This is a genomic window from Synergistaceae bacterium (assembly GCA_031267575.1).
Lineage (GTDB): Bacteria > Synergistota > Synergistia > Synergistales > Aminobacteriaceae > JAIRYN01.
This window is the reverse complement of sequence record JAIRYN010000047.1, coordinates 53,490-77,527: the sequence shown is the minus strand read 5'-3', so window position 1 is coordinate 77,527 and position 24,038 is coordinate 53,490. Positions and strand designations below refer to the sequence as shown.

General features: G+C 47.7%; 27 protein-coding genes. 21 read left to right on the top strand and 6 right to left on the bottom strand.

Annotated elements, in window-relative coordinates; all coding sequences use genetic code 11:
- Positions 1-93: 93 nt before the first annotated feature.
- The 12 genes from LBJ36_07065 (at position 94) to LBJ36_07010 (ending at position 9,394) form a co-directional block, all read left to right on the top strand.
- Positions 94-786, top strand: coding sequence for a cyclase family protein (locus LBJ36_07065; GenBank protein MDR1378798.1), 693 nt, complete (start codon positions 94-96; stop codon positions 784-786).
- A 133-nt stretch (positions 787-919) separates the two neighbouring features.
- Positions 920-1,870 carry a glutamate formimidoyltransferase gene (ftcD, locus tag LBJ36_07060; protein ID MDR1378797.1) on the top strand — a complete coding sequence of 317 codons (951 nt, stop codon included), beginning with the start codon at positions 920-922 and terminating at the stop codon, positions 1,868-1,870.
- A gap of 49 nt (positions 1,871-1,919) precedes the next feature.
- Positions 1,920-2,483 (top strand): UbiX family flavin prenyltransferase, encoded by a 564-nt coding sequence (locus tag LBJ36_07055; GenBank protein ID MDR1378796.1) that lies wholly within the window; start codon positions 1,920-1,922, stop codon positions 2,481-2,483.
- A 26-nt stretch (positions 2,484-2,509) separates the two neighbouring features.
- Complete coding sequence (locus LBJ36_07050; protein ID MDR1378795.1) at positions 2,510-3,883, top strand: UbiD family decarboxylase; 1,374 nt, start codon at positions 2,510-2,512, stop codon at positions 3,881-3,883.
- Positions 3,880-4,155: a BMC domain-containing protein gene (locus LBJ36_07045; GenBank protein ID MDR1378794.1), complete on the top strand. Its 276-nt coding sequence runs from the start codon at positions 3,880-3,882 to the stop codon at positions 4,153-4,155. Before LBJ36_07050 ends, LBJ36_07045 begins: the two co-directional genes overlap by 4 nt.
- A 5-nt stretch (positions 4,156-4,160) precedes the next feature.
- Complete coding sequence (locus LBJ36_07040) at positions 4,161-4,412, top strand: hypothetical protein (protein ID MDR1378793.1); 252 nt, start codon at positions 4,161-4,163, stop codon at positions 4,410-4,412.
- A 12-nt stretch (positions 4,413-4,424) separates the two neighbouring features.
- Entirely contained in the window at positions 4,425-4,730 is a 306-nt protein-coding gene (locus tag LBJ36_07035) for a BMC domain-containing protein (protein ID MDR1378792.1), read from the top strand.
- Positions 4,731-4,827: 97 nt separating this feature from the next.
- On the top strand, positions 4,828-6,006 hold the full coding sequence (locus LBJ36_07030; GenBank protein MDR1378791.1) for a pyridoxal phosphate-dependent aminotransferase: 1,179 nt from the start codon (positions 4,828-4,830) through the stop codon (positions 6,004-6,006).
- A gap of 102 nt (positions 6,007-6,108) precedes the next feature.
- On the top strand, positions 6,109-6,387 hold the full coding sequence (locus tag LBJ36_07025) for a BMC domain-containing protein (GenBank protein MDR1378790.1): 279 nt from the start codon (positions 6,109-6,111) through the stop codon (positions 6,385-6,387).
- Positions 6,388-6,512: 125 nt separating this feature from the next.
- Positions 6,513-7,244 carry a hypothetical protein gene (locus tag LBJ36_07020; protein ID MDR1378789.1) on the top strand — a complete coding sequence of 244 codons (732 nt, stop codon included), beginning with the start codon at positions 6,513-6,515 and terminating at the stop codon, positions 7,242-7,244.
- Positions 7,245-7,269: 25 nt separating this feature from the next.
- Positions 7,270-7,548, top strand: a complete 279-nt coding sequence (locus tag LBJ36_07015) for a EutN/CcmL family microcompartment protein (protein MDR1378788.1) — start codon at positions 7,270-7,272, stop codon at positions 7,546-7,548.
- Positions 7,549-7,585: 37 nt separating this feature from the next.
- Complete coding sequence (locus LBJ36_07010; protein ID MDR1378787.1) at positions 7,586-9,394, top strand: amidohydrolase family protein; 1,809 nt, start codon at positions 7,586-7,588, stop codon at positions 9,392-9,394.
- Between the two features lie 7 nt (positions 9,395-9,401).
- On the opposite strand, the gene LBJ36_07005 is transcribed toward LBJ36_07010, so the two are convergent.
- The 3 genes from LBJ36_07005 to LBJ36_06995 all read right to left on the bottom strand — a co-directional run bounded on the left by LBJ36_07005 (position 9,402) and on the right by LBJ36_06995 (position 11,868).
- Positions 9,402-9,692, bottom strand: a complete 291-nt coding sequence (locus LBJ36_07005; protein MDR1378786.1) for a hypothetical protein — start codon at positions 9,690-9,692, stop codon at positions 9,402-9,404.
- Between the two features lie 330 nt (positions 9,693-10,022).
- Positions 10,023-11,408, bottom strand: a complete 1,386-nt coding sequence (locus tag LBJ36_07000; GenBank protein MDR1378785.1) for an MATE family efflux transporter — start codon at positions 11,406-11,408, stop codon at positions 10,023-10,025.
- A complete protein-coding gene (locus LBJ36_06995) occupies positions 11,380-11,868 on the bottom strand; it encodes a MarR family winged helix-turn-helix transcriptional regulator (protein ID MDR1378784.1) in 489 nt (162 codons plus the stop codon). Before LBJ36_06995 ends, LBJ36_07000 begins: the two co-directional genes overlap by 29 nt.
- Before the next feature lie 248 nt (positions 11,869-12,116).
- On the opposite strand from LBJ36_06995, the gene LBJ36_06990 reads away from it, so the two are divergent.
- Both LBJ36_06990 and LBJ36_06985 read left to right on the top strand, forming a co-directional pair.
- A complete protein-coding gene (locus LBJ36_06990; protein MDR1378783.1) occupies positions 12,117-12,416 on the top strand; it encodes a hypothetical protein in 300 nt (99 codons plus the stop codon).
- Between the two features lie 513 nt (positions 12,417-12,929).
- Entirely contained in the window at positions 12,930-13,490 is a 561-nt protein-coding gene (locus LBJ36_06985) for a nitroreductase family protein (protein MDR1378782.1), read from the top strand.
- 669 nt (positions 13,491-14,159) lie between these two features.
- Here the strand turns inward: LBJ36_06985 and LBJ36_06980 are convergent.
- Together LBJ36_06980 and LBJ36_06975 are read right to left on the bottom strand one after the other, a co-directional pair.
- Positions 14,160-15,869: a DEAD/DEAH box helicase gene (locus LBJ36_06980; protein ID MDR1378781.1), complete on the bottom strand. Its 1,710-nt coding sequence runs from the start codon at positions 15,867-15,869 to the stop codon at positions 14,160-14,162.
- A gap of 37 nt (positions 15,870-15,906) precedes the next feature.
- Entirely contained in the window at positions 15,907-16,188 is a 282-nt protein-coding gene (locus LBJ36_06975; GenBank protein ID MDR1378780.1) for a hypothetical protein, read from the bottom strand.
- Between the two features lie 374 nt (positions 16,189-16,562).
- Here LBJ36_06975 and LBJ36_06970 point away from each other — a divergent pair, with 374 nt between their 5' ends.
- Positions 16,563-16,793 carry a transposase gene (locus LBJ36_06970; GenBank protein ID MDR1378779.1) on the top strand — a complete coding sequence of 77 codons (231 nt, stop codon included), beginning with the start codon at positions 16,563-16,565 and terminating at the stop codon, positions 16,791-16,793.
- A 283-nt stretch (positions 16,794-17,076) separates the two neighbouring features.
- A complete protein-coding gene (locus LBJ36_06965; protein ID MDR1378778.1) occupies positions 17,077-17,436 on the top strand; it encodes a transposase in 360 nt (119 codons plus the stop codon).
- 38 nt (positions 17,437-17,474) lie between these two features.
- Here the strand turns inward: LBJ36_06965 and LBJ36_06960 are convergent, their stop codons facing one another.
- The gene (locus tag LBJ36_06960) at positions 17,475-17,615 is read right to left on the bottom strand and encodes a hypothetical protein (protein ID MDR1378777.1); all 141 of its coding nucleotides are present in this window, start codon (positions 17,613-17,615) and stop codon (positions 17,475-17,477) included.
- Between the two features lie 352 nt (positions 17,616-17,967).
- Between LBJ36_06960 and LBJ36_06955 the strand changes: the two genes are divergently transcribed.
- The 5 genes from LBJ36_06955 (at position 17,968) to LBJ36_06935 (ending at position 23,949) form a co-directional block, all read left to right on the top strand.
- Positions 17,968-18,936 (top strand): carbohydrate kinase, encoded by a 969-nt coding sequence (locus tag LBJ36_06955; GenBank protein ID MDR1378776.1) that lies wholly within the window; start codon positions 17,968-17,970, stop codon positions 18,934-18,936.
- A gap of 209 nt (positions 18,937-19,145) precedes the next feature.
- Positions 19,146-20,696: a sugar ABC transporter ATP-binding protein gene (locus LBJ36_06950; GenBank protein ID MDR1378775.1), complete on the top strand. Its 1,551-nt coding sequence runs from the start codon at positions 19,146-19,148 to the stop codon at positions 20,694-20,696.
- Positions 20,693-21,733, top strand: a complete 1,041-nt coding sequence (locus LBJ36_06945) for an ABC transporter permease (protein MDR1378774.1) — start codon at positions 20,693-20,695, stop codon at positions 21,731-21,733. The genes LBJ36_06950 and LBJ36_06945 overlap by 4 nt, the downstream gene beginning before the upstream one ends.
- Before the next feature lie 56 nt (positions 21,734-21,789).
- Positions 21,790-22,692, top strand: a complete 903-nt coding sequence (locus LBJ36_06940; protein ID MDR1378773.1) for a substrate-binding domain-containing protein — start codon at positions 21,790-21,792, stop codon at positions 22,690-22,692.
- Between the two features lie 63 nt (positions 22,693-22,755).
- Positions 22,756-23,949 carry a hypothetical protein gene (locus LBJ36_06935; protein MDR1378772.1) on the top strand — a complete coding sequence of 398 codons (1,194 nt, stop codon included), beginning with the start codon at positions 22,756-22,758 and terminating at the stop codon, positions 23,947-23,949.
- The last annotated feature ends 89 nt before the right edge of the window (positions 23,950-24,038 follow it).

Sequence of the window (24,038 nt, the reverse complement as noted above, 5' to 3'; positions counted from 1 at the left end):
CCAGGGACAATTCGATTTCTTCGATTTTATTCAGTCGAGTTGTCCCCTGGGCGTTTATTTTGTTGTTTAATGTTATTGCTTGGAGGAAGTCATATGCCATTGAAATTAGTGGATTTGTCGCAGGACATTTATCAGGGCATGTCCATATTCCCGATGCACCAGCCCACTTTTATCATGACCAACATGTCCTATGAAGAAAACATGAAAAAAACAGGAAGCAAAACGCTGGGTTTTTCCGCCCGGAATCTCTTGATCAGTGAACACGCCGGCACCCATACGGACGCCGTGTCGGAGTTTAAGCCCGGCGGACTTACTATTGACCATATGTCGCTTGAATATTTTTGGGGAAGCGCGATTTGTGTGGATCTCTCCAGCATTCCAGTCAATCGTTACATTGAACCCAAAGACCTGGAATCCGCGGTCGAAAAATCCAGGCAGGAACTTCGGCAAGGAGACATATTTTTGATGTATACCGGCCACTACGACCATAATTTCGGTACGGAAAAATGGCAAACTACCTATAGCGGACTCAGTTACAAGGGAGCAAAGTGGCTTGCCGAAAACGGCGTGGTCAACATCGGCGTGGATGCTCCGTCTATTGATCATACTGAAGATTTGGATTTTTCGGGACATATGATCTGTGGAGAATATGGCATAACGAATACGGAAAATCTCTGTAATCTTCATCTTTTAGTGGGGCGGCGCTTTTTATTTTTCGGATTGCCCCTAAAAATCCGTGATGGTTCGGGATCGCCTATCCGAGCGATCGCTTTGCTGGAAGAATAAGAAGAATAAGAATGGGGGCCAGTGAGGCCGCTTTTGGCCAAATGGGCTCTGCCCTCCTGAGCTTGAACAATTATAAGGATCGTAACCAAATTTGACGCCCCCGCAAAGCCGGGGGCAATAACTGGAGGCGTTTGTGTTGTCCGAGAAAAAACAATATGTTCTTGCTGTTCCCAACTTCAGTAATGGACAAGATAAAAATATCATCGATCAGGTCACAGCAGAAGTATCTAAAGTTTCCGGGGTAAAGTTGATCAGTGTCGAACCGGAACATGATTTTAACCGTACTGTCGTTACGTTTATCGGTGAACCGCAGCCGGTTAAAAAAGCCCTGGTCAACATGGGAGCGAAAGCGGCGGAGTTAATCGACATGAGCGCTCAAAAAGGAAGTCATCCACGTATAGGAGCCCAGGATACTCTGCCTATTTTTCCTTTTTTGAACATTTCTCTGGAAGAATGCGCTTCTCTGGCAGAAGAGATTGGCAAGGAGTTTTTTGAGAAAACCAAAATCCCGGTGTTTTTTGCCGGTGAAAACGCGCGTACTCCTGAAAGAGCGTCTTTCGCATATATTCGGAAAGGGCAATACGAAGGCTTGCGCCAATTGTTGTTGGACACCCAATCAGACGCTGAGCGAGTGAAGGAATATGAGGGAAGAAAACCGGATTACAGCATTGATGGTCTGTTGAACGATAAAGCGGGTGGCACCATTGTAAGTTGTGAAGCCAACGGATTGACAGCCTACAATATTTTTCTCAACACAGAAAATCTCAATATTGCTAAAGATATAGCCAAAGCGGTACGGGGTCCCAGCGGTGGGTTTTCCTCCATCCGCGCGGTTGGGATAAAATTTCCTGAACATGAAGGCGTAGTCGTGTCTATGAACATGTTCGACTGCATGAATACTCCTATTCAGCGTGTGTTTGACTTTTGCCGCAGAGAAGCTGAACGCTTTGGCGTATCCGTCACAGGTTCTCAGCTTGTGGGACCCATCAAGCTCGAAGCGGTCATTCAAAGTTTCCTGTATTCATTAAGTTTGGAAGATTTTCGTCAAAGTCAAATTTTAGAGACGCATCTTATGGAGATTTAAATGAAAGTCCCGAAAGTCATTTTGCTGAACGCAATAGGGGATGGGGGACATGCGGATTATAGTGGGTATCACAGGCGGTAGCGGTTCGATTTATGCCTTGGCTTTGCTGAAGATGCTTCGAGAAATGGAAATTGAAGCACATCTTGTGGTATCGGATATGGGCGTGAATGTTACGGAACACGAGTGCGGGGTCAGTTTGCAGGAGTTAAAGGAATATTGTGACGTGTTTCATGACAACCATAATCTTGGTGCCGCCATCGCCAGCGGTAGCTATTTATCGGACGGCATGGCTGTTGTTCCCTGTTCAATGAAAACTTTGTCCGCTATCGCAAATGGATTTTCCGATTCATTACTTACACGAGCAGCGGACGTTTGTATTAAAGAACAGCGTAGGCTGGTTATGGTTGTCCGAGAAACGCCGTATAACCCCATTCATTTAGAAAATATGCTGAGGCTTGCAAGAATGGGAGTTGTCATTTTGCCTGCCAGTCCTGCTTTTTACAATCATCCACAAGATATCAGCGATCTGGTGAGTTTTATGGTGGGGAAAATTCTCGATCAGTTGAAAATTGAAAACCAAACCTATCGACGTTGGAATGGTGAGGAAATATGACGGGAAATATGACATCCGAAAAGCAAATGTTGCGGGCAGTGCTGGATCGACTGAAAAAAAACGACGACTTAGTCACTTGTTCCGTGCCTGTCGATCCCAAATTTGAACTCGGTGCGGTCCTATCCCACTTTCGCAATGAACAGCCTATATTGTTCAGCAGTGTTACAGGTTCAAAAGTGAGTGTAGCCGGGGCCCTTTACGGAAACAGGAGAATTATATGTGATTTATTGAATACGACTTTGGAAGATCGCATCTTTAAAATCATGAATGCGGTTGCTAACCCTGGGAAGCCTCGCATTATCGACAAAGGGCCTGTTCAAGAGAATGTCATCCGCGGTAATATTGATTTAAGAGCCCTGTGCCCGTTTCCCATTTCAAACGAGCGCGACAGCGGTCCCTATATCACGGCTGGCATCATCGCGTATCGAGACATCGATTCTAGGTGTACACATATGGCGGTACGTCGTTTTCAAGTCAATGAGGGTAATTCTTTAAACGTCTTGGTGTCGGGTGCCTCCCCTCATCTTCTCAATATGTTGACGGAATGCGAAAAAAACAACAAGACATTGGAATGTGCCGTTATTCTTGGATACGACGCGGCGTTTTTGTTGTCTTCTCAGATTGGTTCTCAAAAATATGGGTTGGATAAATACGCCGTAGACTCCGCTATGCGTGGTGAGCCGCTTGAATTAGTCCGATGCCGTAGCATTGATTTTGAGGTTCCCGCTTACGCGGAAATTGTATTTGAGGGTGTGATACATCCAGGCAGGAAAGGGAAAGAAGGTCCGTTTGCGGAATTAATGGGATACTATAGTGAGCTGGGAACGTCTCCTCTCATGGAAATTACGACCGTTACTCATAGAAATGACTACATATTTCAACACGCGTTTCCTTGCCGTGAAGAACATCTTGTATATGGAATGATAAAAGAAGCCGAATTGTACGCGGCTCTCAGTAGCGTTGTGGATGTTCTGGATGTCAATCTCACCATCGGAGGTGGGTGCAGGTTGAACGCGGTGGTGTCGATCCGAAAACGCAGTCCAGGAGACGGTAAAAGCGCGATCATAACAACACTGGGCGCTTACAAAGATATAAAGCACGTAGTCGTAGTTGACGAAGATGTCGATATTTTCGATCCACTGGATGTGGAATTCGCCATCTCATCTAGATTTCAAGCCTCGACGGATTTGGTTATGATAGCGGGCGCTCTGGGGTCTCCTTTGGAGGCTTCTCATCTGGAACGTGGAATGACCGACAAACTCGGATTTGACGCGACGAAACCATTGGGTGCCGCGTCTCAAAACTACGCGCGCGCGAAAATTCCAGGTTTTGAGAACAGTTTGGATATCAACAAGTATCTAGGGCCGCTAAAAAAGAAACAAAGGGGTGAGACTGCGTGAGAGAAGCGCTAGGAACGGTAGAGATAAGATCACTAGTAGGAGCCATTGAAGCTCTCGATACCATGTTGAAGGCTGCTAGTGTACAGGTCTATGATTTTCAGATTGTGGGATCAGGACTGGTGGCGGTTGTTGTCACCGGAGATGTTGCGGCAGTACAAGCAGCGGTAGAAAGCGGACAGCAAGCGGCCAGTCGTATAAGTGAAGTAATCAGTTACAATGTTATTGCGCGGCCTAACGACGAAGTGGATAAATTGGTTGAACTGGGCGGGTGAACACATTGGCGAACACACTGACATTAAAAGTCATGGGTAATCTATCGAAGCGAAATGCGCGTAGTACACCAAGCACCGACAGCGTTGCGGGGCATTTGTCCGAGCAAGAAGAATCAATGTTGATTCAAGAAATTCGCGAACCAGTAAGAAAAAATCCTTCTTCCGACCTCGCCCGCACTGTCCGCTGCCAAAAACAGGGTCCTGTTCAAGAGACACGGATGATCAGCTTAGATGATTTGGCAAACCATAGGCGATAGGGGTGAAATAAAATGGCTTTAGGCTTGATAGAAGCAATTGGTTTATCCACAGCTATGGTGGCTCTAGACGCCGCGACAAAAAGCGCGGATGTCACATTGATAGGCTGTGACCGCGTCATAGGTGTCGACAAAATGATTAGCATTACATTGAATTTAACCGGTGACGTGGCTGCGGTGCAATCGGCTGTAGAAGCTGGTGAAGTGGCCGGTAATCGTGTTGGGCGAGTCGTGGGGTCGCATGTGATCGCCAGTCCTCACGGTGAGCTGGACAAAATTATCAACAAATACGAAAAATCCTTTTTGCCCGGGCCGATTTAGCCCGCCGTGCCCAGTGGTGCACATCTCCGCTGCCAATCTAGCGATGTTCCTGAACAATAACATCATCAATCGCGTTTATTAATAAGGAGGTCTGACAATGAAAAACCGCATAGCCGACAGAATGAATTTGCTCCACACAGAATCCGCCTTCAGCATCATGGCCAGAGCTAACGCCCTGGAGGCTCATGGTAAAAGCGTCGTTCACCTAGAGATTGGGCAACCAGATTTTAAGACTCCGCAAAACATCATCGACGCAGCCTGCAAGGCACTAAATGAAGGCAAGACCGGCTACACTCCTACTGCTGGTATTCCACCCTTGCGCGAGACCATTGCGAAACACTGCCGCGAGTATAAAAAAGTGGATGTGGACATGGAAAACGTGGTGGTGGTTCCGGGCGGCAAGCCCATCATGTTCTACACCATGCTGATGTTGACCCAACCCGGCGATGAGGTGATCTACCCCAACCCCGGCTTTCCTATATATGAGTCCGTCATAAAGTTCTCTGGAGCTAAGCCGGTGCCCATGCCCCTTTTGGAGAAAAACGACTTTCGCCTGGACCTGGACCAATTAAAACGCGACATCAACGAAAAAACCAAGCTCATAATCGTCAATAATCCAGGAAACCCCACAGGGGGTGTTTTCTCCCGTGAGGACATTCTAGGCATCGCTGACCTGGTTCGAGGTAAAGACATTTACGTCATGTCCGACGAGATTTATGATCAGATCGTTTTCGAGGGACAACCTCTTTCCATCGCATCTCTGCCGGGAATAAAAGATCAAACCATCATCTTAGACGGGTTCTCCAAAACCTTCGCCATGACTGGGTGGCGTCTGGGCTACGGGGTAATGAACAAAGAACTGGCCGGGCACATGACCATGCTAATGGCGAACTCCAACTCCTGCGCCGCGTCTATGACTCAGTGGGCAGCTATTGAGGCTCTAGAAGGCCCCCAGGATGATGTGAAGAAAATGGTTGCCGCCTTCAAGGAAAGACGCGAGTACTTGATCGCGGCTTTAAATGAAATTAAGGGCATCCACTGTGTTCTGCCTCATGGCGCGTTTTACGCCTTTCCCAATATCTCGTCTTTCGGACTGAGCTCCGGCGACTTCGCGAATCGTTTGTTGGAGGAGGGTGGGGTAGCTGCGGCTGGCGGGACAGCGTTCGGAAGCTTTGGCGAGGGCTTTATTCGTCTTTCCTACGCTAATTCGCTGGAAAACTTGAAGATCGCTGTGGAGCGCATCGCCGACTTCACCGGTAGGTTAAATTCAAAATAAGAAAAACTTGAAATTAGCTTATGCCCAAACTTTACAACTACTCGGCGATAGGATGTTTTGCTTAACTGATTGGCATTGTATTTGAAAATGGAGGTCTCAATTATGGATAATTCGGCTTTGGGTATGATTGAAACAAGAGGGCTCGTAGGCGCGATTGAAGCGGCGGATGCTATGGTTAAGGCAGCGGGTGTCACCATTGTGGGATATGAAAAAGTCGGCTTTGGCCTTGTCACGATTTTGATTCGCGGCGACGTGGGTGCGGTAAAAGCCGCTACCGATGCGGGCGCCGAATCCGCTCGCGCCGTCGGGGAAGTGGTGTCTGTCCATGTCATTCCTAAACCGCACGCGGACGTGGAAACGATCCTCGCCAAATTCAAATAATGTCGAATAATGCCAAATAATGCCAAATAATGATGGATAAGAGGTCTTTTACGGAATCTATATTGTCCCGAGTTGTCCCTTACGCTCACTCGATTGTTGATGTTACACGGCAAAATGTGGAGGGTTTGTCGGACGCGCACGCCCATGAGGATTTCGGAAAACCTTCTGTCTTTGCCGTTACCGATTTATCTGTAGAAGAAGCGTTACCTTTTTTTAGAGTACTGCATCCCTTGACAAGATTTGGATACCGCGTCGCGGCGGTAGCCTCTTCACAGATAATTAGCTGCTTAAAATGGAAACCTCAATATAAGTATTGTTTGGAAGATAATGTCGTGGACAAGGTGCGGCCAACGTGGAAGTACGTGGTAGCCGCGTGTTCTCAAGATTCGCTTGCGAGGCTCGCGCTCGGATTGCAAGATACGGCATGCGCGAAGATCATTTTGCAAGCTATCTGGCATGGCATAGACGTATATGTGAATCTCGATTGTCTGAAGACGCTAAACGGAACTGCCTCGAAAAACAACACATTAAAAGACCTCTACGCCACTTATGCGGTGAATTTGGGGAATATGGGCATCAAATCGGTTCCAAACGGAAAATACTTGGCCGTTCTTCTGGATGAGCTGGTGAAGATAAATCCTTGCCCAACTAAAAAAGACTCTAATAAAGAAATCAAACCGGAAGAACTTCACGTATCAGAAAAGCGGCAGAAAAAAATGGTCGTTACCCAAGGGGATATTTACTCTTTCAAGGGTAAAAACACAACTTGGGATCTGCCGCGTGACGCGATTATTACTTCTTTGGCCGCTGATGCGGCCAAAGAAGCGGGAATTACACTGCGCAAAACGGTGCCATGAGCCCTTTGGAAAGGAATGTTTCAGCATGTATGTGGGGAGAATTGTCGGTACTGTTGTCGCTACCCGTAAGGATACCACCCTTGTGGGAACAAAGTTGTTGATCGTACAACCTTTGAATTTGACGTTACGCCCGACTGAGGAAGCGCGAGTGATGGTCGATACTGTTGGAGCCGGTGTGGGCGAATTGGTTATTTTCGCAACTGGAACTGCTGCTCGCAACGCTTTAAACAAAAAAGATTCCGCTGCCGATGCCGCAATTATAGGAATCGTTGATAAATTCGAGACAAACGACCATTGGATATGATCGATAACCCAAGAAAAGAGTGAAACCCTTGAATAATGTGACAACTATCAAAAAAGCTCTTGATTACCGAGCCCTGATCGACGTGTTGTTGTCGGATGATCGCTTCGCTGATCTGGTACTTCATGGCGGAAGCGTCATCAACACTTTGACAGGGGAAATTTACCCGGCCGACATTGCGATAAAAAAACCATATCTCCTCATGGCCGGCGATGTAGAAAGCATGATAGGACCCGATACGCTTGTGGTCGATATTCAGGGAATGTATGTGTCTCCTGGTTTTATTGATTCTCACATGCATTTCGAAAGCAGTATGCTTACCATAACAGAATTTTCTCGTCTATCTATTCCTTCAGGAACAACTACTTTGATTGCGGACCCTCATGAAATTGGCAACGCCTTGGGACCAGTCGGCATGATGGCTATGGCCGACGAGGCCGGAACTGTTCCCAATTATGTTCGTCTGGTTGTTCCCGCGCTCGCTCCGGATTGTCCGGCATTAGAAACAGCAGGTGTTGACGTGAATTCAAAAGACATGGAAATATTGCTGAACTATCCCAATATTATCGGTATCGGTGAGCTGCAAGGATTCTCCATAGCGAAACACGTCTACAAGAACACCCCGGAAATCATCACGGATTTAGTCGCGTCTACTACTTATGCTCGCGGCATAGGTCGCGTTGTAGACGGTAACGCTCCAGATTTATTCGGCAATGAATTGGCCGCGCATATTATTGCCACTGGCGGGCGCACGTCCTGTCACGAGACTACGACGAAGGCAGAATGTGTAGAAAAGCTCCGCCAAGGTGTTCATGTATTTATGCGGGAAGGTTCCACCCAAAAGAATATGGCAGAGTGTATTAAGGCGGTTACGGAAGACGGAATGGATTCCAGAAGATGTATACTCGCTACAGACGATATGATGGCGGGCGACCTGCAAAACCTCGGTCATATGAATGAAATTGTTCGAAGAACAATCCGTGAAGGAGTAGACCCAGTAGAGGCAATCCAGATGGTGACGATTAATCCTGCGAATTATTTTGGATTGCAGGACAGAGGAGCGATCGCCCCAGGGCTGAGAGCCGATTTAGCTATTATTGAGAATCTAGCAGAGATGAAAGTCAGCGCTGTGTTCCTGAGCGGTGAGTTGGTCGCCAAAAATGGCAAATTACTTATCGAGATGCCACCCTATCGGTATCCCAATACAGTCAAACATTCAGTTAGGCGCGGACCTGTCGTGGAAAAAGACATCTCCATAAGTTCGGAATCGACGCAGGTAACGGGGCGCTGTATCGTCGTCATTCCAGATCAAAATCTGACCGACAAAAAAGAGATTGTACTCCGGGTCGAGAAGGGAATTGTTCAGGCTGATCCACAAAATGATATCTTATTTATGTGTTGTGTCGAACGCTATGGGCGCAACGGAAACATCGGAAAATGTTTCCTTACAGGCATGGGCCTCAAACACGGAGCTATCGCGGAAAGCGTAGCTCACGATACTCACAATATTATAGCGGCCGGAACAAACCTAAAAGACATCATAGTTGCCGTCAACCATGTCATCCAAATGGGGGGCGGAATCACTGTCGCCAGGGACGGAAAAATCCTTGACGACTTGCCCTTGCCGATTGGAGGACTCATAACGGATGAACTCACGGGCAGTGAAGTAAGTGATAAAACCGAGTCGTTGGAAAAGATAGTACGTGAGCAATTGGGAGGAATTTTACACGCTCCCTTTATGCACCTGTCTTTTCTTGCGTTATCGACGAGCCCCAAATGGAAACTGACAGATAAAGGGTTGATTGATGTCGAAAATTTCAAGATCCTTCCGCCTATAATCGAAAACTAAAATTTCATTAAGGCGCTTTTGTCTCGCTGTTGGTTTTATTTCTACTGTCACTTTTTATTCCCAACGATCCGATGATGCGGCTGGTTCCTTCGGAGCAAAACGGCAAGGCATCCGTAACCTCAATTGACTGATCCGGCGGAATCTGTTGTAATTTCACTTTCGCCGGATTTGCTTTGCTGCGTCGATTTCTTTGTTTTCCGCCTTTTTCTGTTCTCTGAGACGAGCGATATGCCAGTATTTTATGTTGATCAGCAGTACCCGTGCCTCGGCGACGATGTAGGGTCGACCATGCAAACATAAGGATTAGTCAGCACTTATATCCTCTATTTCATAGGCTCGAACGAGGAGAATCCTTTGGTTTTTTACGATGCCTTCCGGGGTTTCTTTCGTATCGCGTGATTCTAATGTAGTTTAGTCGATATCTCGTGCCTTCTCACTTTATCGCCCATTCCGGAGAAAACGCCTCTATCGTTTTCTCGAAAAGATTCACAAACGATATAGCAAAGAATGCATAAATATTTATTTGCGCATACGCTCCTTATTCGATAGTGGACTGAACGTGTTAATGAATAGATTTTAAACGTTGATATCAGTGCCTTCAGGAAAGCGCACCAACACGTTGGATCCACTACACCTTATTCATATTCCAAACCGCCAACTCTTTGAAATTCTTGAAAACCATCGCCAATGATAAAGCGCAGGCGAGCGAATCAGCTATCGGGCCAGCGTACAGAACACCATCAAGCCCAAACATCATCGGCAGAATCATCAGTAACGGAAGCAGGAAAAATCCCTGCCGAGATAAGGAAAGCATAATTCCCTGCCGCGCATTGCCAATGCCTGAAAAAAAATTGACCGACAGCGGCTGTACGCCATAAACACATACCATCAGCATAAAGATACGCACATAACGCTTCGCAAAACTGAAGTAGAGTTCGTCACCCACGCCGAATATGCTGACAATCTGCCGAGGGAATAACTGAAATGCCAGAAATGCCATTATGCTAATGCACAGCGTTGCAACAAGAGCCTTCTTGTATGTTCCTTTTACCCTATCATAGTTTTTTGCTCCCATATTGAAGCCAAGAATCGGCTGACAGCCTTGCGCAATTCCAACGGTAAACGCTATCAGTATTCTGTCAAGTTTTGCAATGACACCGGAAACGGCAAGAGGAATGTCGCTGCCATATGCCGCGAGCGCACCATAATAGGCAAGAGTGTTGTTCATAACAATGTTGACAACCATCATAATAAGATGATTAATGAAGTTGGATGTTCCAAGTTTGGCTATATCGGTAACGTATGATAATTTTATCCGACAAGTTTCAAGTTTAATCTTAAATGCCTTAAATCGCGTGAAGTACCGAACGCAAATTAAGAACGAAACAATTTGTCCGATTACGGTTGCCGCAGCAGCGCCTTGTATTCCCCAACCTAACGGATACATAAATAGCCAGTCGAGGAAAACATTCAGAACCGCGCCGGTGAGATTGGACATCATAAAATATGTTGGGCTTCCGTCGGCGCGTATAAGCTGGCTCGCCGCTTGGGAAAACAGGAAAAACGGCAGGCCAATTACTGTTATTCCAAGGTATGATTCAGCATAAGGCAGCACGTTATCCGTTGCTCCACACAGCAAGAGTATCGGAGTTTTCAGCAGAAACACAAATGCCGCAAGTAACGGACCACAGACTGAGATAAGTGTTAGTCCCGTTCCGACTATGCCCTCCACTTTGTCCTGTTTTTTCGCTCCCATCGAAATATTGAAATTTGCGGCGGCTCCCACTCCTATCAACTGAGCCAGGGCGGTCGTCAGTATAGTGAGTGGAAACGCGACATTTGTCGCAGCGTTCCCAAGTATACCGATGACCTGACCGATAAATATCTGATCTGTGATATTATAGGCTGCGCTTACAAGAAGGCTGATGATGGACGGAAGCGCGAACTTTATAATCAGCTTCGAAATAGGTGCGTACCCAAGTGGGTTATTTTCGGCGGCGGTTTTCGTTTCCATATCTTGCTCTCTCCTGTTCAACAGCAGTTTTTTTATTTATAGACAGATAAATGACGTTTTTTTCCATTTGCAAAAGTGTGTTATAAGTGATTTCTAGATTGTCTGCGTCGATATGTTGTGTGAGAAGTTCGTTGAAATGAATCAGTTCATGTTCCACACTTAACCAGAGTCTTCTCGCTGTATCCGTTATAAAAACTCTGTTTTGCCGCCTGTTAGTTTCATCTTGCACCCGTTTAACATAGCCTTTCCCTTCCAATAGTTTTACTGTGCGGGCGGTGGCTGACTTGTCAACGCCGATAAGTGCCGAGAGTTCATCTTGAGTAGTACCGTCGTACACCTGTAACGCCGCGAAAAAAGGTTGTTCCGCTGTTGTTAGGTTATATTTGCTGAGCGCAACGCTTAAATAAGACTGGCTTTTCCTATATAGAATCGTGACGATTCTGATCATGCTCTTTTTCATGTTATTCACCTCTGGCGGACAATATAATAGATAACAGTTGATTTGTCAACTATCTTCTTAGTGTTTGTCGTTCGTCTGTGATAATGTCCTCCCATAATATGAATGGCTTAGAAAAGAGTTTGGACGCTTTGCCCTGCACGCCGTGATTGATGACGCGACCAGTATCGTAACTGGAGCAGTGTTTCCACGAAACGAGTGTGCAGAAGGATACAGCTTGGCAATGAGGGAGGGGAATGAGGGAGGGGATAATGAGATATGGAGTGCCTATGGAAATTTACACGGATAAACATACGATATTTCGTTCACCGAAAGAAAAAATGACGCTGGATGAGGAACTGGACGGAGTACAAATCTCCCTGTCGAATTTTGGTAAGGCGATGGTAGAGCTAGGTATTCAGCACATCAGGACGAACACGCCGCAAGTGAAAGGAAGGATAGAAAGGAAGGATAGAGCGTCTGTGGTAAACACTCCAGGATTGTTTACCTGTGGAATTGAGATTATTGAGAATCAAGAAATCGCCGCCCGATCATCCGTGGAGGAATATTAGTAAGAATCGTAATGGTGATAATGATCAGGAAAATCATGAGAATGTGAATATAGTCATGACAAATTAATATTAAAATCTAATATTATAGTTTAGATATAAACAATTGTAATTAGTGTACATAGCAATTTTATTAATTAATAAATTATAAGTATTATAATATTTTGAATTTAATTCCAAAAATAAAAAATATTTAAAATAGGCGTTTAATATGTATCTGGAACTTGGACGCCTCAATTCGGAAAAGGACATTTTCTCAGACGCTTGACACTCATACGCAACGATTTGTCACACGCAATGATTTTGAGTCTATTGACATTGCTAGGCTTCATGGTAACTTAATATATATATATAGGTTAGATAAGTGACCTATTTATGTAGGATATATTCGCGAGCGGAGAGATTTGCCAAAGAGCGAAAGCCCCTTATACAAAGTAGCCTAATCACTTGGCAAATGTTTTCGACCACGAGTATAACATGTTTGTACAACATCTTCGACATTGGAGGAATCATATTATGAACGAGACATTGTTAGTAATCAGAAATAGGCGAAGCGTTCGGAATTTTAGGCTGGAACAAATCAAGGATGTTGAACTTGAGGAAATTTTAGAAGCTGGAAAATATGCGCCCTCAGCAGCGAATCAGCAATCATGGCATTTTACGGTTGTTCAGAATCAGGTATTGCTAGATAGAATATCCCAAGCTGTAAAGATGATTTACAAAGAATTAGACGAGCCATTTTTACGCCAACTTGCTAACGACGAGAAATTTCATCTGTATTTCCACGCGCCTTCAGTTATTGTGATTTCTGGTAATCAAAGCGCTATGTTTCCTGATTTTGATTGTTCTCTTGCTGCCGAGAATATTATGATCGCTGCTGAATCCATGGACATAGGTTCTTGCTGGGTAAGTGGATTACCTCGACTTGCAGATTCAGAGATTGACATGCAAATCCTAAAAGATTTAGACCTACCGGAAGGATATAAACCCTTGTGTGCGATAGCTCTAGGATATAAAGAAGGAACAAAAGCAGAAGCAGCAGTTAGAAAAGGAAATACAGTAAACTACATAAGATAGTGTTTATATCCAAAATCCTCGGAAAATTTCTAGGGACTGAGGCATTATAGTCATAAATAAGCGCTGTAAACTATAAATATAAGCTAATTTTATAAGAAGGAGCAGCATGGATTATTTCCTCAGATGCACCTATAATATGCTATCTTATGGCTACATCTGAGGAAATAACTACGTATATTCTTGAAGCGGAAGTTTATCCCCAAAATTGAAAAAAATGAAGCTAAGACTTTACAAAAAAAGGGTTCAAGCGTTCTTTTTCCTATAGCTATAGTAGCTACACTTATAGCGATACTTGCTAAACAGGCAAATAATTTTACCTCCGTTGCCTTCAATAGTTTTCCGATTTATAGTTTTCCGATTTATTTACTTTGAGATGAAATCATGCTCATCTTCAAAGCATTTAGGATTGTTGCTAATAACGTGTACCTATAATTAGACCAGGAATTTTGGTTATATGTTCTCACAAATAGCAAAGCCACTTGTTCTTGCTTTATGAGAACATTTTCCCTGACGGGTTATGAGAGGACATTATCACAGACAAATAACATTCACACAACGCCAGACACATAGTCTCAAACTTTCCAGGGAAAAGCTCTATGCGCTCTATAGGGAGTACAATTTCTTTGAATTAGCTGTCGTCAAGCGGGGTTTGGGGTTGGGAGTTCGCGATCACGATAATGATGAATACTGCGGAACAAGAGCTTTTTCTTCCTGCAATTCTCCGTCTCGGAATTTTTGAATGATTTGCCCCGCCTCCTTTTTGCTCAATACCTCTGGGAAGGGATGGAGGTTATGAAAATTCAAGTACCACACTTGCTTTTCCGTCGCCGGTTGATTGAAATGCTGATTGAGTAAATTCGCTGCTTCTCCCTTTGAGATGACGGGGTTATGAGGTAACTGAAGATTGTCGAGTAGTTGTAATTGCTTGTCCGATGCTTTCTCTTTGCGCCATTTTGCTCCCTGATCGAAGAAAAACGATTGCACGGTTTTGCAGGCATAATTCTCGGCTGCCGCCATCGCCGTCTCCAATGGGACCGCCTTTTGGACGAGGACACTTGTTTTCCCTGCTTTTTGGACAAGAAAAACGAAATATCCGTTGTCGTGTGGAACACACGTGATTGCGAAATCCTTCACGAGTAAACGGTATCCTTTCCCGAAGGATATCCACTGGAAGCGGTCACGCCTCAGAGGGTCTACCTCTTCGGTATTCTTATGAATCACGATTAGACCGGACTGCGGCTCACGATCTTTCCATTCCCCTTCTTCGACGACTTCAAGAAGAGACTCACCGGATTTTATTTTTCTCCCCACCAGGGTTCCCAGGTTACACAAATCGTGCTTCCTCGAAATGTCTACAAAATCCAGAAGGAGACATTCTTTTTTTCCGGGAGCGAGTCTCAAGCCGCGCCCCACGCACTGTGTATAGAGTCCTTTGCTTCTTGTCGGACGGGACATCAGGATAGCATCAATGTCAGGTGCGTCGAATCCTTCCGTGAGCAACATGCAATTGGAGAGAACTTTGACTTCTCCAGACGCGAAACGCGCTAACTCTTTTTTCCGTTCCTCAGCCCCCATGTTTCCCCACATTACTCCGCATGGTATTCCGTTGGACTGGAATTCTCGTGCGATGCTTTGCGCATGTTCTACAGAAACGCCGAAAGCAACCGCCTTTTTCCCCATACAATAGTTTTTGTAGGCATCTACAATAACTTGATTGCGGCAGACAGTATCAATCGCTAACGCTAGCTCGTTGCTGGCAAAATCGCCGTTGCGGATACTCACGTTATCTAAGTCGGAATTTGTCCCGACCGAAATACACCGGACATCGCTCAAATATCCTTCTCGAATCATGGTCACAAGACTGCGCTCGAAAACGATATGCTCAAAAACACCACCTAAAGCACGTCCATCCATTCGGTACGGCGTAGCGGTCACTCCGAGAAGGAGTTTGTTGAGGTTGTTCTCTAAAAACCCCGTTTTCTTGAGAATCTTCTCATAGCTTTGCGCACGCGCGTGGTGGGCTTCATCGCAAATCAAAAGATTGAATCCCCGTTGTTGAAGGCTGCGCGTATGTCTCGCCGCCGTCTGAACGGAAGCGATGCAAATCCGGCTCTCCAATCCTTCGCGGTTGGAACCCTGAAAGATCCCGGCGTCTGCTTCCGGCATGATGGTTGTGATTTTCTCGTAGGCTTGGGATAAAAGTTCTTCCCGATGGGCGAGGATAAGGGTGAACGTATCCAGTCTCTGGGCTAACAGAGCAAAAATTACCGTTTTGCCGGTTCCGGTCGGGAGGCTAAGAAGTTGGCGAGTCACGCCTTCACGCCACTTACCCAGAACAGTCTCTATAGCTTCTAGCTGATACTGGCGCGGTGTTAACATTCTCCCGCCTCCTTTCTTGCTGTTCGTTTTTTTTGAATTATACGCCAAAAGCGACGATTACAATGAGTGAACCACGAATGATTTCATCCGTCATAAAAGCGCAACGTTCATCCCGGTCAAATAAAGAACGATCAAAATAATAAATATCATTGCAACAAGATTTGTTATGGATTTTACGATAAAGCGATGAGAAAGCCAACAGCTTCAGCTGTGATTGGGTGAGATTGGGTGAGATTGGATGAGATTGGATGAGAATCGCAACGCCGCCGTTGGCGGCGTTTGTTTTGTATTTGATTTCTTGCCATATTGCTACTTTCATATTAAACTCCTTTTATGGTTATGGCTTATCAACGATGGATTTATTCGAACACATCTGTGTTCAATATTGGCTATCAATATTGGCTATCATCTCCTCTAGTGTCCAAAATATTGGCGCAAGGTGCTTGTTGGTGATGTAGAAATCCGACTCAAAGAACTTTATAAATAAAAATCCTCACCATCAAGCGAGACGCGCTGGGTGACCTCCGGCTCTACTTCGTAACGGACGAGGATTGCAAAACGGAGGATTGCAAAGCGAATGAGGCAAGATCAGGTAAAAGTGTCGGCCTCGATTTTGGGTCTCGATTTCGATTTGAAAATATTCCTCACCACGTCGGAGGGAGAAAAGATTGAGTCGCCTCTTTCTATGCATCTATGCGCCGGGCTTCAGGCAAGCTCAAGAAATTTTCGCGAGAACTCAGCCGTAAGAGACGAGGAAGCAAGAATCATAAGAAAGCAAGGTTTGCTCTAGCCAGAACGCACAGGACAATCGCAAATCAACGTAGAGACTATCACTACAAACTGGCGCTTGAGCTCGTACGGCGGCATGCTTCCATCTTCCTTCGTCAAGGACTTAAAGTCAAGGACTTAAAGTCAAGGACTTGAAGTCAAGGACTTGAAGTCGAGGACTTAAAGTCGAGGACTTGAAGTCAAGGACTTGAAGTCAAGGACTTGAAGTCAAGGACTTGGAGTCGAGGACTTGAAGTCAAGGACTTGAAGTCGAGGACTTGAAGTCGAGGACTTGAAGTCAAGGACTTGAATATGAAAGCTATGCAACGCATGTGGGGTCGTAAAATATCTGATTTGGGACACGCTCAATTTCTCGGTATTCTTTCGTGGGAGATGTACAAGAACGGCAATCATGGAATAAAAATCGCATAGAACAAAAATCTACAGGTTCTATCCTTCGTCAAAAATCTGTTCATCCTGTTTTTATGTTCTTCCTGAGTTGCCGCTGTCCATCTCTGTCCATCTGTGGATGGACGGATGGACGTGTCCGAGATGCGGAGCGGAACACGACCGGGATATCAATCGGGATATCAAGGCGGCTGTAAATATTCTCAGAGTGGGGACATCCACTCTTAAAGGAGAAGACGTAAGACCGGTTTCAATCTGCTGTCTTTGTAGATCTTACAATCCCATGACTTTAGTCGTGGGAGTATGTCAAGTACAGAACGATATTTTCATTTTTGTTTTGTTGACTCCAAAACGCTTGTTGACGGTTATCTTTTTCATACTGCTGCTATAAACTTCAAACAGAAACGGACCGCTTCCCAACAGCAAAATCTATCCCGATGGCACATTCAAAATCCACCCTGCCACTCGACGCAGGCCTGTTTCGGAATGTAGCCAGAAAGGGCTATGTCCATTCCCCATGACATATCCTGAGTTGGACACCGCCGCCCGGAGCAGCACCACAAAGCTCATCAGCAGGCCCTACGAGCGCCACATAAAACCTTTGTTCTTTTGAACCGTGAGGCTGTCGGCCTTTTCACCAATAGCCTCTGCTATTTCTTCCAGTGCTCTATTCGCCACGCTGTCCGTGACGCGATCTATCTCCTCCAGTCTTTTTTTCAGGCGGTCATCATTTTAGTATGCGTCAGTACGCGCTGGCAAAGTTTTCATTTGCCGAATACGTGATATGATTAGTACGAGCAGAAAACTATGGAATCTGACAATTCGCGGAGTGACGGAGACAATGGAGTCTGTAGTCAATTTGAGAGTTTTTAAAACACACTCTCACTTTCAACAACCTGAGTCTACGAAGGAGCCATGAAACATGAAACATGTGCTGTGTAGCGGAGAAATCCTGTACGATTTCCTATCGACGACCCCCGGTGCCGGGCTGGCAAAATCGAAGTTCTTCGAGAGGCGTCCCGGAGGCTCGCCTTTCAATACCGCGGTAGGGGTGGCCCGACTGGGGCACAAAACAGGTTTTCTGGTAAAGCTGGGAACGGACGAGTTCGGACTTGAATTGAAGAGCTTGCTTTTGAACGAAGGACTGGATTCTCGGTATTTACTGGAGGGCAAAGGACAGAATACCACCCTCGCTATGGCGGCAATTGACACCGAGGGTAAAGCACAGTTCCGTTTCTACCGCGACCACGCGGCAGACATATCCCTAACCTGGGACGAGCTGCCGCCAATAGACCCTGCGGAGGTTGCGCTCTATCATTTCGGCTCTGTCTCCCTGGGCGACCCGCCAGCGTCCGAGACCTACGTCCGCCTTTTCAAAACGATGAAATCTGCCGGCGTTGTCACCGTACTGGATCCCAACATCCGCCCGCTTTACCTGAAAGATAAACCCAGCTTCAAGCCGCGCCTTCTGGAATGGATATCCGAGGTCGATGTTCTGAAATTGAGCGACGATGACCTGACCTGGATCACAGGGAAGAATGATACAACAAAGGGCCTCGATGCACTACCCGCTAACGAAAGCGGTCTTCTCATCGTCACGGAAGGCTCGAAGGGAGCGCGTGCGCGTTGGCATAAACAGGAAATATCGATTCCCGGTTTCAAAGTCGAGGTGAACGAGACAACTGGATGCGGCGACGCGTTCATGGCCGGAGTGATGTATAAACTGATGCCTTTGGCGGACACCCGATTGGCCAAACTGGACATGCCACAGCTTGCAGATATTCTGCGTTTTTCCAACGCGTGCGCCGCTATTGTGGCAACACGACGCGGCGCGGCGAATTCCATGCCGCGGCTTGAAGAGGTCGAATTTTTTTTGAAAGCGCAGGGATGAGAACGGGATGCAAGCGGGATGAAAACTCCGTCATATCGAAAGCTTCACAAATATTCACAAAGATTCACAAAGATTCATAAAGATTTATATTGAAAGATTCACATACATTGAAAGATTTGTTATTGAAAGATTCACTTACCACTTACATTGAAAGATTCGCCGTGACGCCGTATACTATACGGTATCGGTGAAAAACAGGTGAGGATGTGGTGAAGCTGCTCGCCGAACTGGAACATATCGATAAATCTTTCTTTGGCGTAAAAGTTCTAGACGACGTGTCGTTCGGTGTCAATGCCGGAGAAGTTGTAGCGCTTCTCGGCGAAAATGGCGCCGGCAAATCGACGCTCGTCAAAATATTGAGCGGGGTCTACACGCGCGACGCCGGAACGATGAAAATTTACGGTCGTTCGGTGGGCAATATCACGCCGCGCGAAGCCAAGAACATGGGAATCGCGATAATCCACCAGGAACTCAATCTCTGTTCACACCTTACTGTGGCGGAAAATATCTTTTTGGGGCGTGAGACCGTCAAAAAAGGTGTCCTGGCTAAACGCCAGATGAGCGCGGCGGCGGCGGCAGTGTTAAAACGTCTCAATATCGACATGGATTCCGACACAATCGTCGGCGACCTTACCGTTTCAAAGCAGCAGCTCGTCGAGATAGCCAAGGCACTTTCGGCCAATGCCCGTATACTGATAATGGACGAGCCAACAAGCGCTCTGACGGCAAAAGAAATCGATGACCTTTTCAGCATAATCCATTCACTCAAAAGAGAGGGCCATTGTGGCATCGTCTACATATCGCACAGACTCGACGAACTGAAGCGCGTCGCCGATCGTGTTGCCATAATGCGGGACGGACGCTTCATCATCTCGAAAAAATTCTCGGAGATCACCATGGACGAGATCATTTCCAACATGGTGGGGCGGGAGATAAAGGAAAAATTTCCCTGCGTCGAGCGTCTGCGTGGTAGGAAAATATTCGAAGTCAAAAACCTCTCGGCGGGGAAAGCGGTGAAAAACGTCTCGCTGGAGCTTTACGAGGGCGAAATAGTGGGCATCGCGGGCCTTATGGGAGCCGGACGCACCGAACTCACGCGCGCGATATTCGGAATTGATCCCAGGGACGGAGGCGAAATATTCCTCGACGGCGAAAAAGTTGCAATAAATCGCCCCTCCGATGCGATTTCCGCGGGCATAGTCCTCGCGCCCGAGGACCGCAAGAAGGACGGCCTGTGCGTAAGGCTTTCCGTGCGAGAGAATGTCGTGTTGCCGAACCTCGACTCGCTTTGCGGGGGCGGCGGCGTGGTGAGCCGCGTCAGAGAGATGAAAATGGTGGACGAGACGGTCAAAAATCTCGCCATAAAACTTTCGAGCCCCGAGGTGAACGCGGGGAGCCTCTCGGGGGGCAATCAGCAGAAGGTCGTCGTCGGCAAATGGCTGGCGCGAAATTCCAGGGTCGTGATTTTCGACGAGCCGACGCGCGGAATCGACGTGGCCGCGAAGGTCGAAATCTATAACCTGATGAATGAACTCAAAAAAGAAGGCATTGGAGTCATGTTCGTGTCGTCCGAAATGCCGGAGATAATGGGCTTCGCTGATCGCGTGCTGGTGATGTGCGAGGGACGTGTCACCGGCGAATTCACAGGCGACGAGGTCACACAAAATAAAATATTGGAGTGCGCGACACGCTTCGAGGAAAAAAAAGAGGAGAAAAAACTCGGCGCGCATATTGCAGTCGAAGGGGAGGAAGCGGTATGAGCGGCGAAAACAGGGGTATTGGCGCCCGAATACTGACGATCAGGGGAATGCCCCAGGTCATAACGGTGACGGTGGGCCTCGCGATAATTTTCTTCATCTTCAGTATGCTGAGCGAGAACTTCGTCTCGGCGCGAAACCTGAGGAACCTTCTCCGCCAGATGGCCCCGATATTGATAATCGGTATAGCCCAGTCGTTCGTGCTCATAACGGGCAACATCGACCTCTCGATAGGCTCCGTGGTGGGGATGAGTTGCATGATATCGGCCACTCTCATGACGAAGGGAGTCTCTCCGTCGGGAGCCGTCGCCATAACTCTGATTTCGTGTCTGCTGATCGGCGCTCTCAACGGGGTACTGGTCGCGAGGTGCGGGCTTCCGCCGTTCATAGCGACGCTCGGCACCATGACGATCGCGCGCGGCATCGCTCAGATCGTGAACAAAAACCACAACACCGACTCGATCGGCGAGGCCGCGAGAGCTTTCCGCAACCTGTTCTACTATGGCGAGTACGGGGGAGTCTATAGCACCGTCTGGATAGCCGTCGTGCTTTGGATCATATTCAATTTCATACTGTCGTCCACCAGAACCGGCCGGCATATTTACGCCGTCGGCAGCAACATCGAGGCCGCCAGGATGTCTGGGGTGAATGTCGGCTACACGGTCACCGCAGCTTATCTTGTCAGCGCTTTCTGTTCCTGTGTCGTGGGATTCATAGTCTGCGCGACAGGCGGCGTGGGTACCATGGACGCCGGCAATATGTACGAGCTGTACGCCGTCGCCGCAAGCGTAATAGGCGGTGTCTCGACGCTGGGCGGTCAGGGGTTACTGTTGGGGACAGTGATAGGGGCGTCGATATGGAGTGTTCTCCAGAATGGCCTGATTTTGGCCGGCGCTCCGGTCGCGATCAGAAACATAGCGGTCGGCGTGATCGTCGTTATATCGGTGTTGCTCGACATCATCGTGCGTCAGGGGACGCGGATGGGGAAAAATAAAATCGCCTGGTTCAAACGCAAAACGCGTGAAAGGAGTGAAAGCTGAGGTTTAGTTTAGTCGGTTTTACGGCAAAAGGTAAAAAATATAAGGGAGGTAATATCATGAAAGCACTGCGTTGCGTATTGGCGTTGACGTTGGTTTTGGGGTTTTTGGTCAGCGGAGCGGCGGCCGCACAGTACAAAGTGACCCTCATAACTATGGATCAGATGGATCGTCACTGGGCCGGTGTGAACGAAGGCGCGGATAAAGCGGCGAAGGAAGCGGGCAACGTCACATACAGCTGGACCGCTCCCGACGTCAAGGATGACGCGAAGCAGATAGAAATGATCAACAACGCCGTGGCCGGCGGAGCGAACGTGATACTGCTAGCGGCGAACGGCCCCGACGCGGTCACCGAGGCGCTGAAGGAAGCGGTAGCGGCTGGCGTCAAGATCATCTACGTCGATTCTCCCGCGAATTTCCCAGCAGAAGCCATATTCACCACCAACAACGAAGCCGCGGGCAATACGGCGGGTAAAGAACTGATAAAGGCTCTGGAATCCGCGGGCAAGACCGAGGGCAAAATAGGTATCGTAAACGTGAACTCGGCAACCGCTAGCACCGTCGCCCGCGAAAAGGGTTTTCGCGCGGCGTTCGAGGGGACGAAGTTCAGCATTCTGGAGACGCAGTACGGCGAGGGCGATGTTGTAAAGAGTAAGGAAATAGCCGATAATTTCATCACTCAGGGCGTGGTTGGTCTCTTCGGCGCAAACGAGGGTTCCTCCACCGGCGTAGGTAACGCGATTCAGGAGGCTGGCGATGCGGTACTGGGAGTCGGCTTCGACCAGTCCGACGCTCTCCGCGAGCTTATCAAGAACGGCTACCTGATAGCGACGATGGCCCAGAACCCCGGCGTAATGGGCTATGAAGGCGTGAAAGCAGCAGTAGCTGTCCTGGAGGGCAAGACCGTCTCCAAGGACCCGGTGGATACCGGCGTAACCGTCCTAAGCAAGGACAAGCTGTAAGGACAAAATCGGGCAGGAGGCCGCTCATGAGTTGAGCGGCCATGCTCAAAATAGGCTAGCGCTATGAATATCAAAGACACAATCGCGAAACTGATCGCCGAAAATAGAGGTTTGCTGCGTCTCGAGCCCGCATGGGTTTCACGGGTATTCCTGCCGCCCGGAAAACGCCTTGGTCTTCCGGTCGATGCTTATGACGTGGGCGAACGCGGTTTTATCACCGAACGATGGATCGGCTCGACCACCGAGGCCGAAAACCCGATACACACTCAGGACGAGGGGTTGTCATTCATCCGCGTCAACGGAGGGCCGGACATCACCCTCAAAGCAGCCGTGGAAGCCCTGCCCGACGAAATCATGGGCGCGGGTTACGCCTCGGCGCATAAAGGCCTCGGACGTCTGCCCAAGATATTCGACAACGCCGACAGATTGCCTTTTCATATCCACCAGCGTCAACAGGACACCGACAAGATAGGCAAAAAATCAAAGGAAGAGTCGTACTACTTTCCCCCAGGCGTTCCCCTCGGCCCACACCCCGAAACCTTCTTCGGCTTACATCCTTTTATCGTCCGCCAGAACCGCAAGGACATGATAGCCAAATACCTGGAGGACTGGGAGAATACCGACAGACTGCTAGCGTTGTCGCGCGCCTATATCAATATGCCGGATGACGGATTCCACCTACCTCCTGGCATACTGCACGCGCCGGGCAGCGCGCTCACGATTGAGCTTCAGGAGGATTCCGACGTGTCTAGCATGTTCCAGGGCAAACTAGCGCACACGCTGCTCGACAAGAGCGTTCTGACGCGCGATATTCCTCCGGATGAACTGGAGGAACGCGGTATGATGGCGGCTGTTGAACAGCTCGACTGGGAAGCGAACGGCGACCCGTATTTCTACGAAAACCACCACACGCCGCCCGTCATACTGGAAGACGGACACACGGCAGGCTGCGAGGAATGGTGGATATTCTACAACACCCGCAAATACAGCGGCACGAAACTGATAGTACATCCGGGAGCTTCAAAAAGAAGCGTTGATAGGGGTGCTTACAACATACTCGTATGGAACGGCGAGGGAACATTCGGTGGTCTACCGGTCAAAGGCGGCGACCACGCGCTTGACGAGATAATGGTCACGGCGATACGGGCGCGCACTGGGGTTGACGTGGTGAACACAGGGACGGAGGATCTTTTTATAATAAAGTTCTTCGGCCCAGACATCAACAACGACGCTCCCACCCTCAAAAGATTTGCCTGACGGGATCGGCAGTGGAATAGGAACTACCGTTATCGCCTGATGCATCTTTGCTTTTTGCCGGATGAAAGGTCGCATTTGTCCATCCTTCA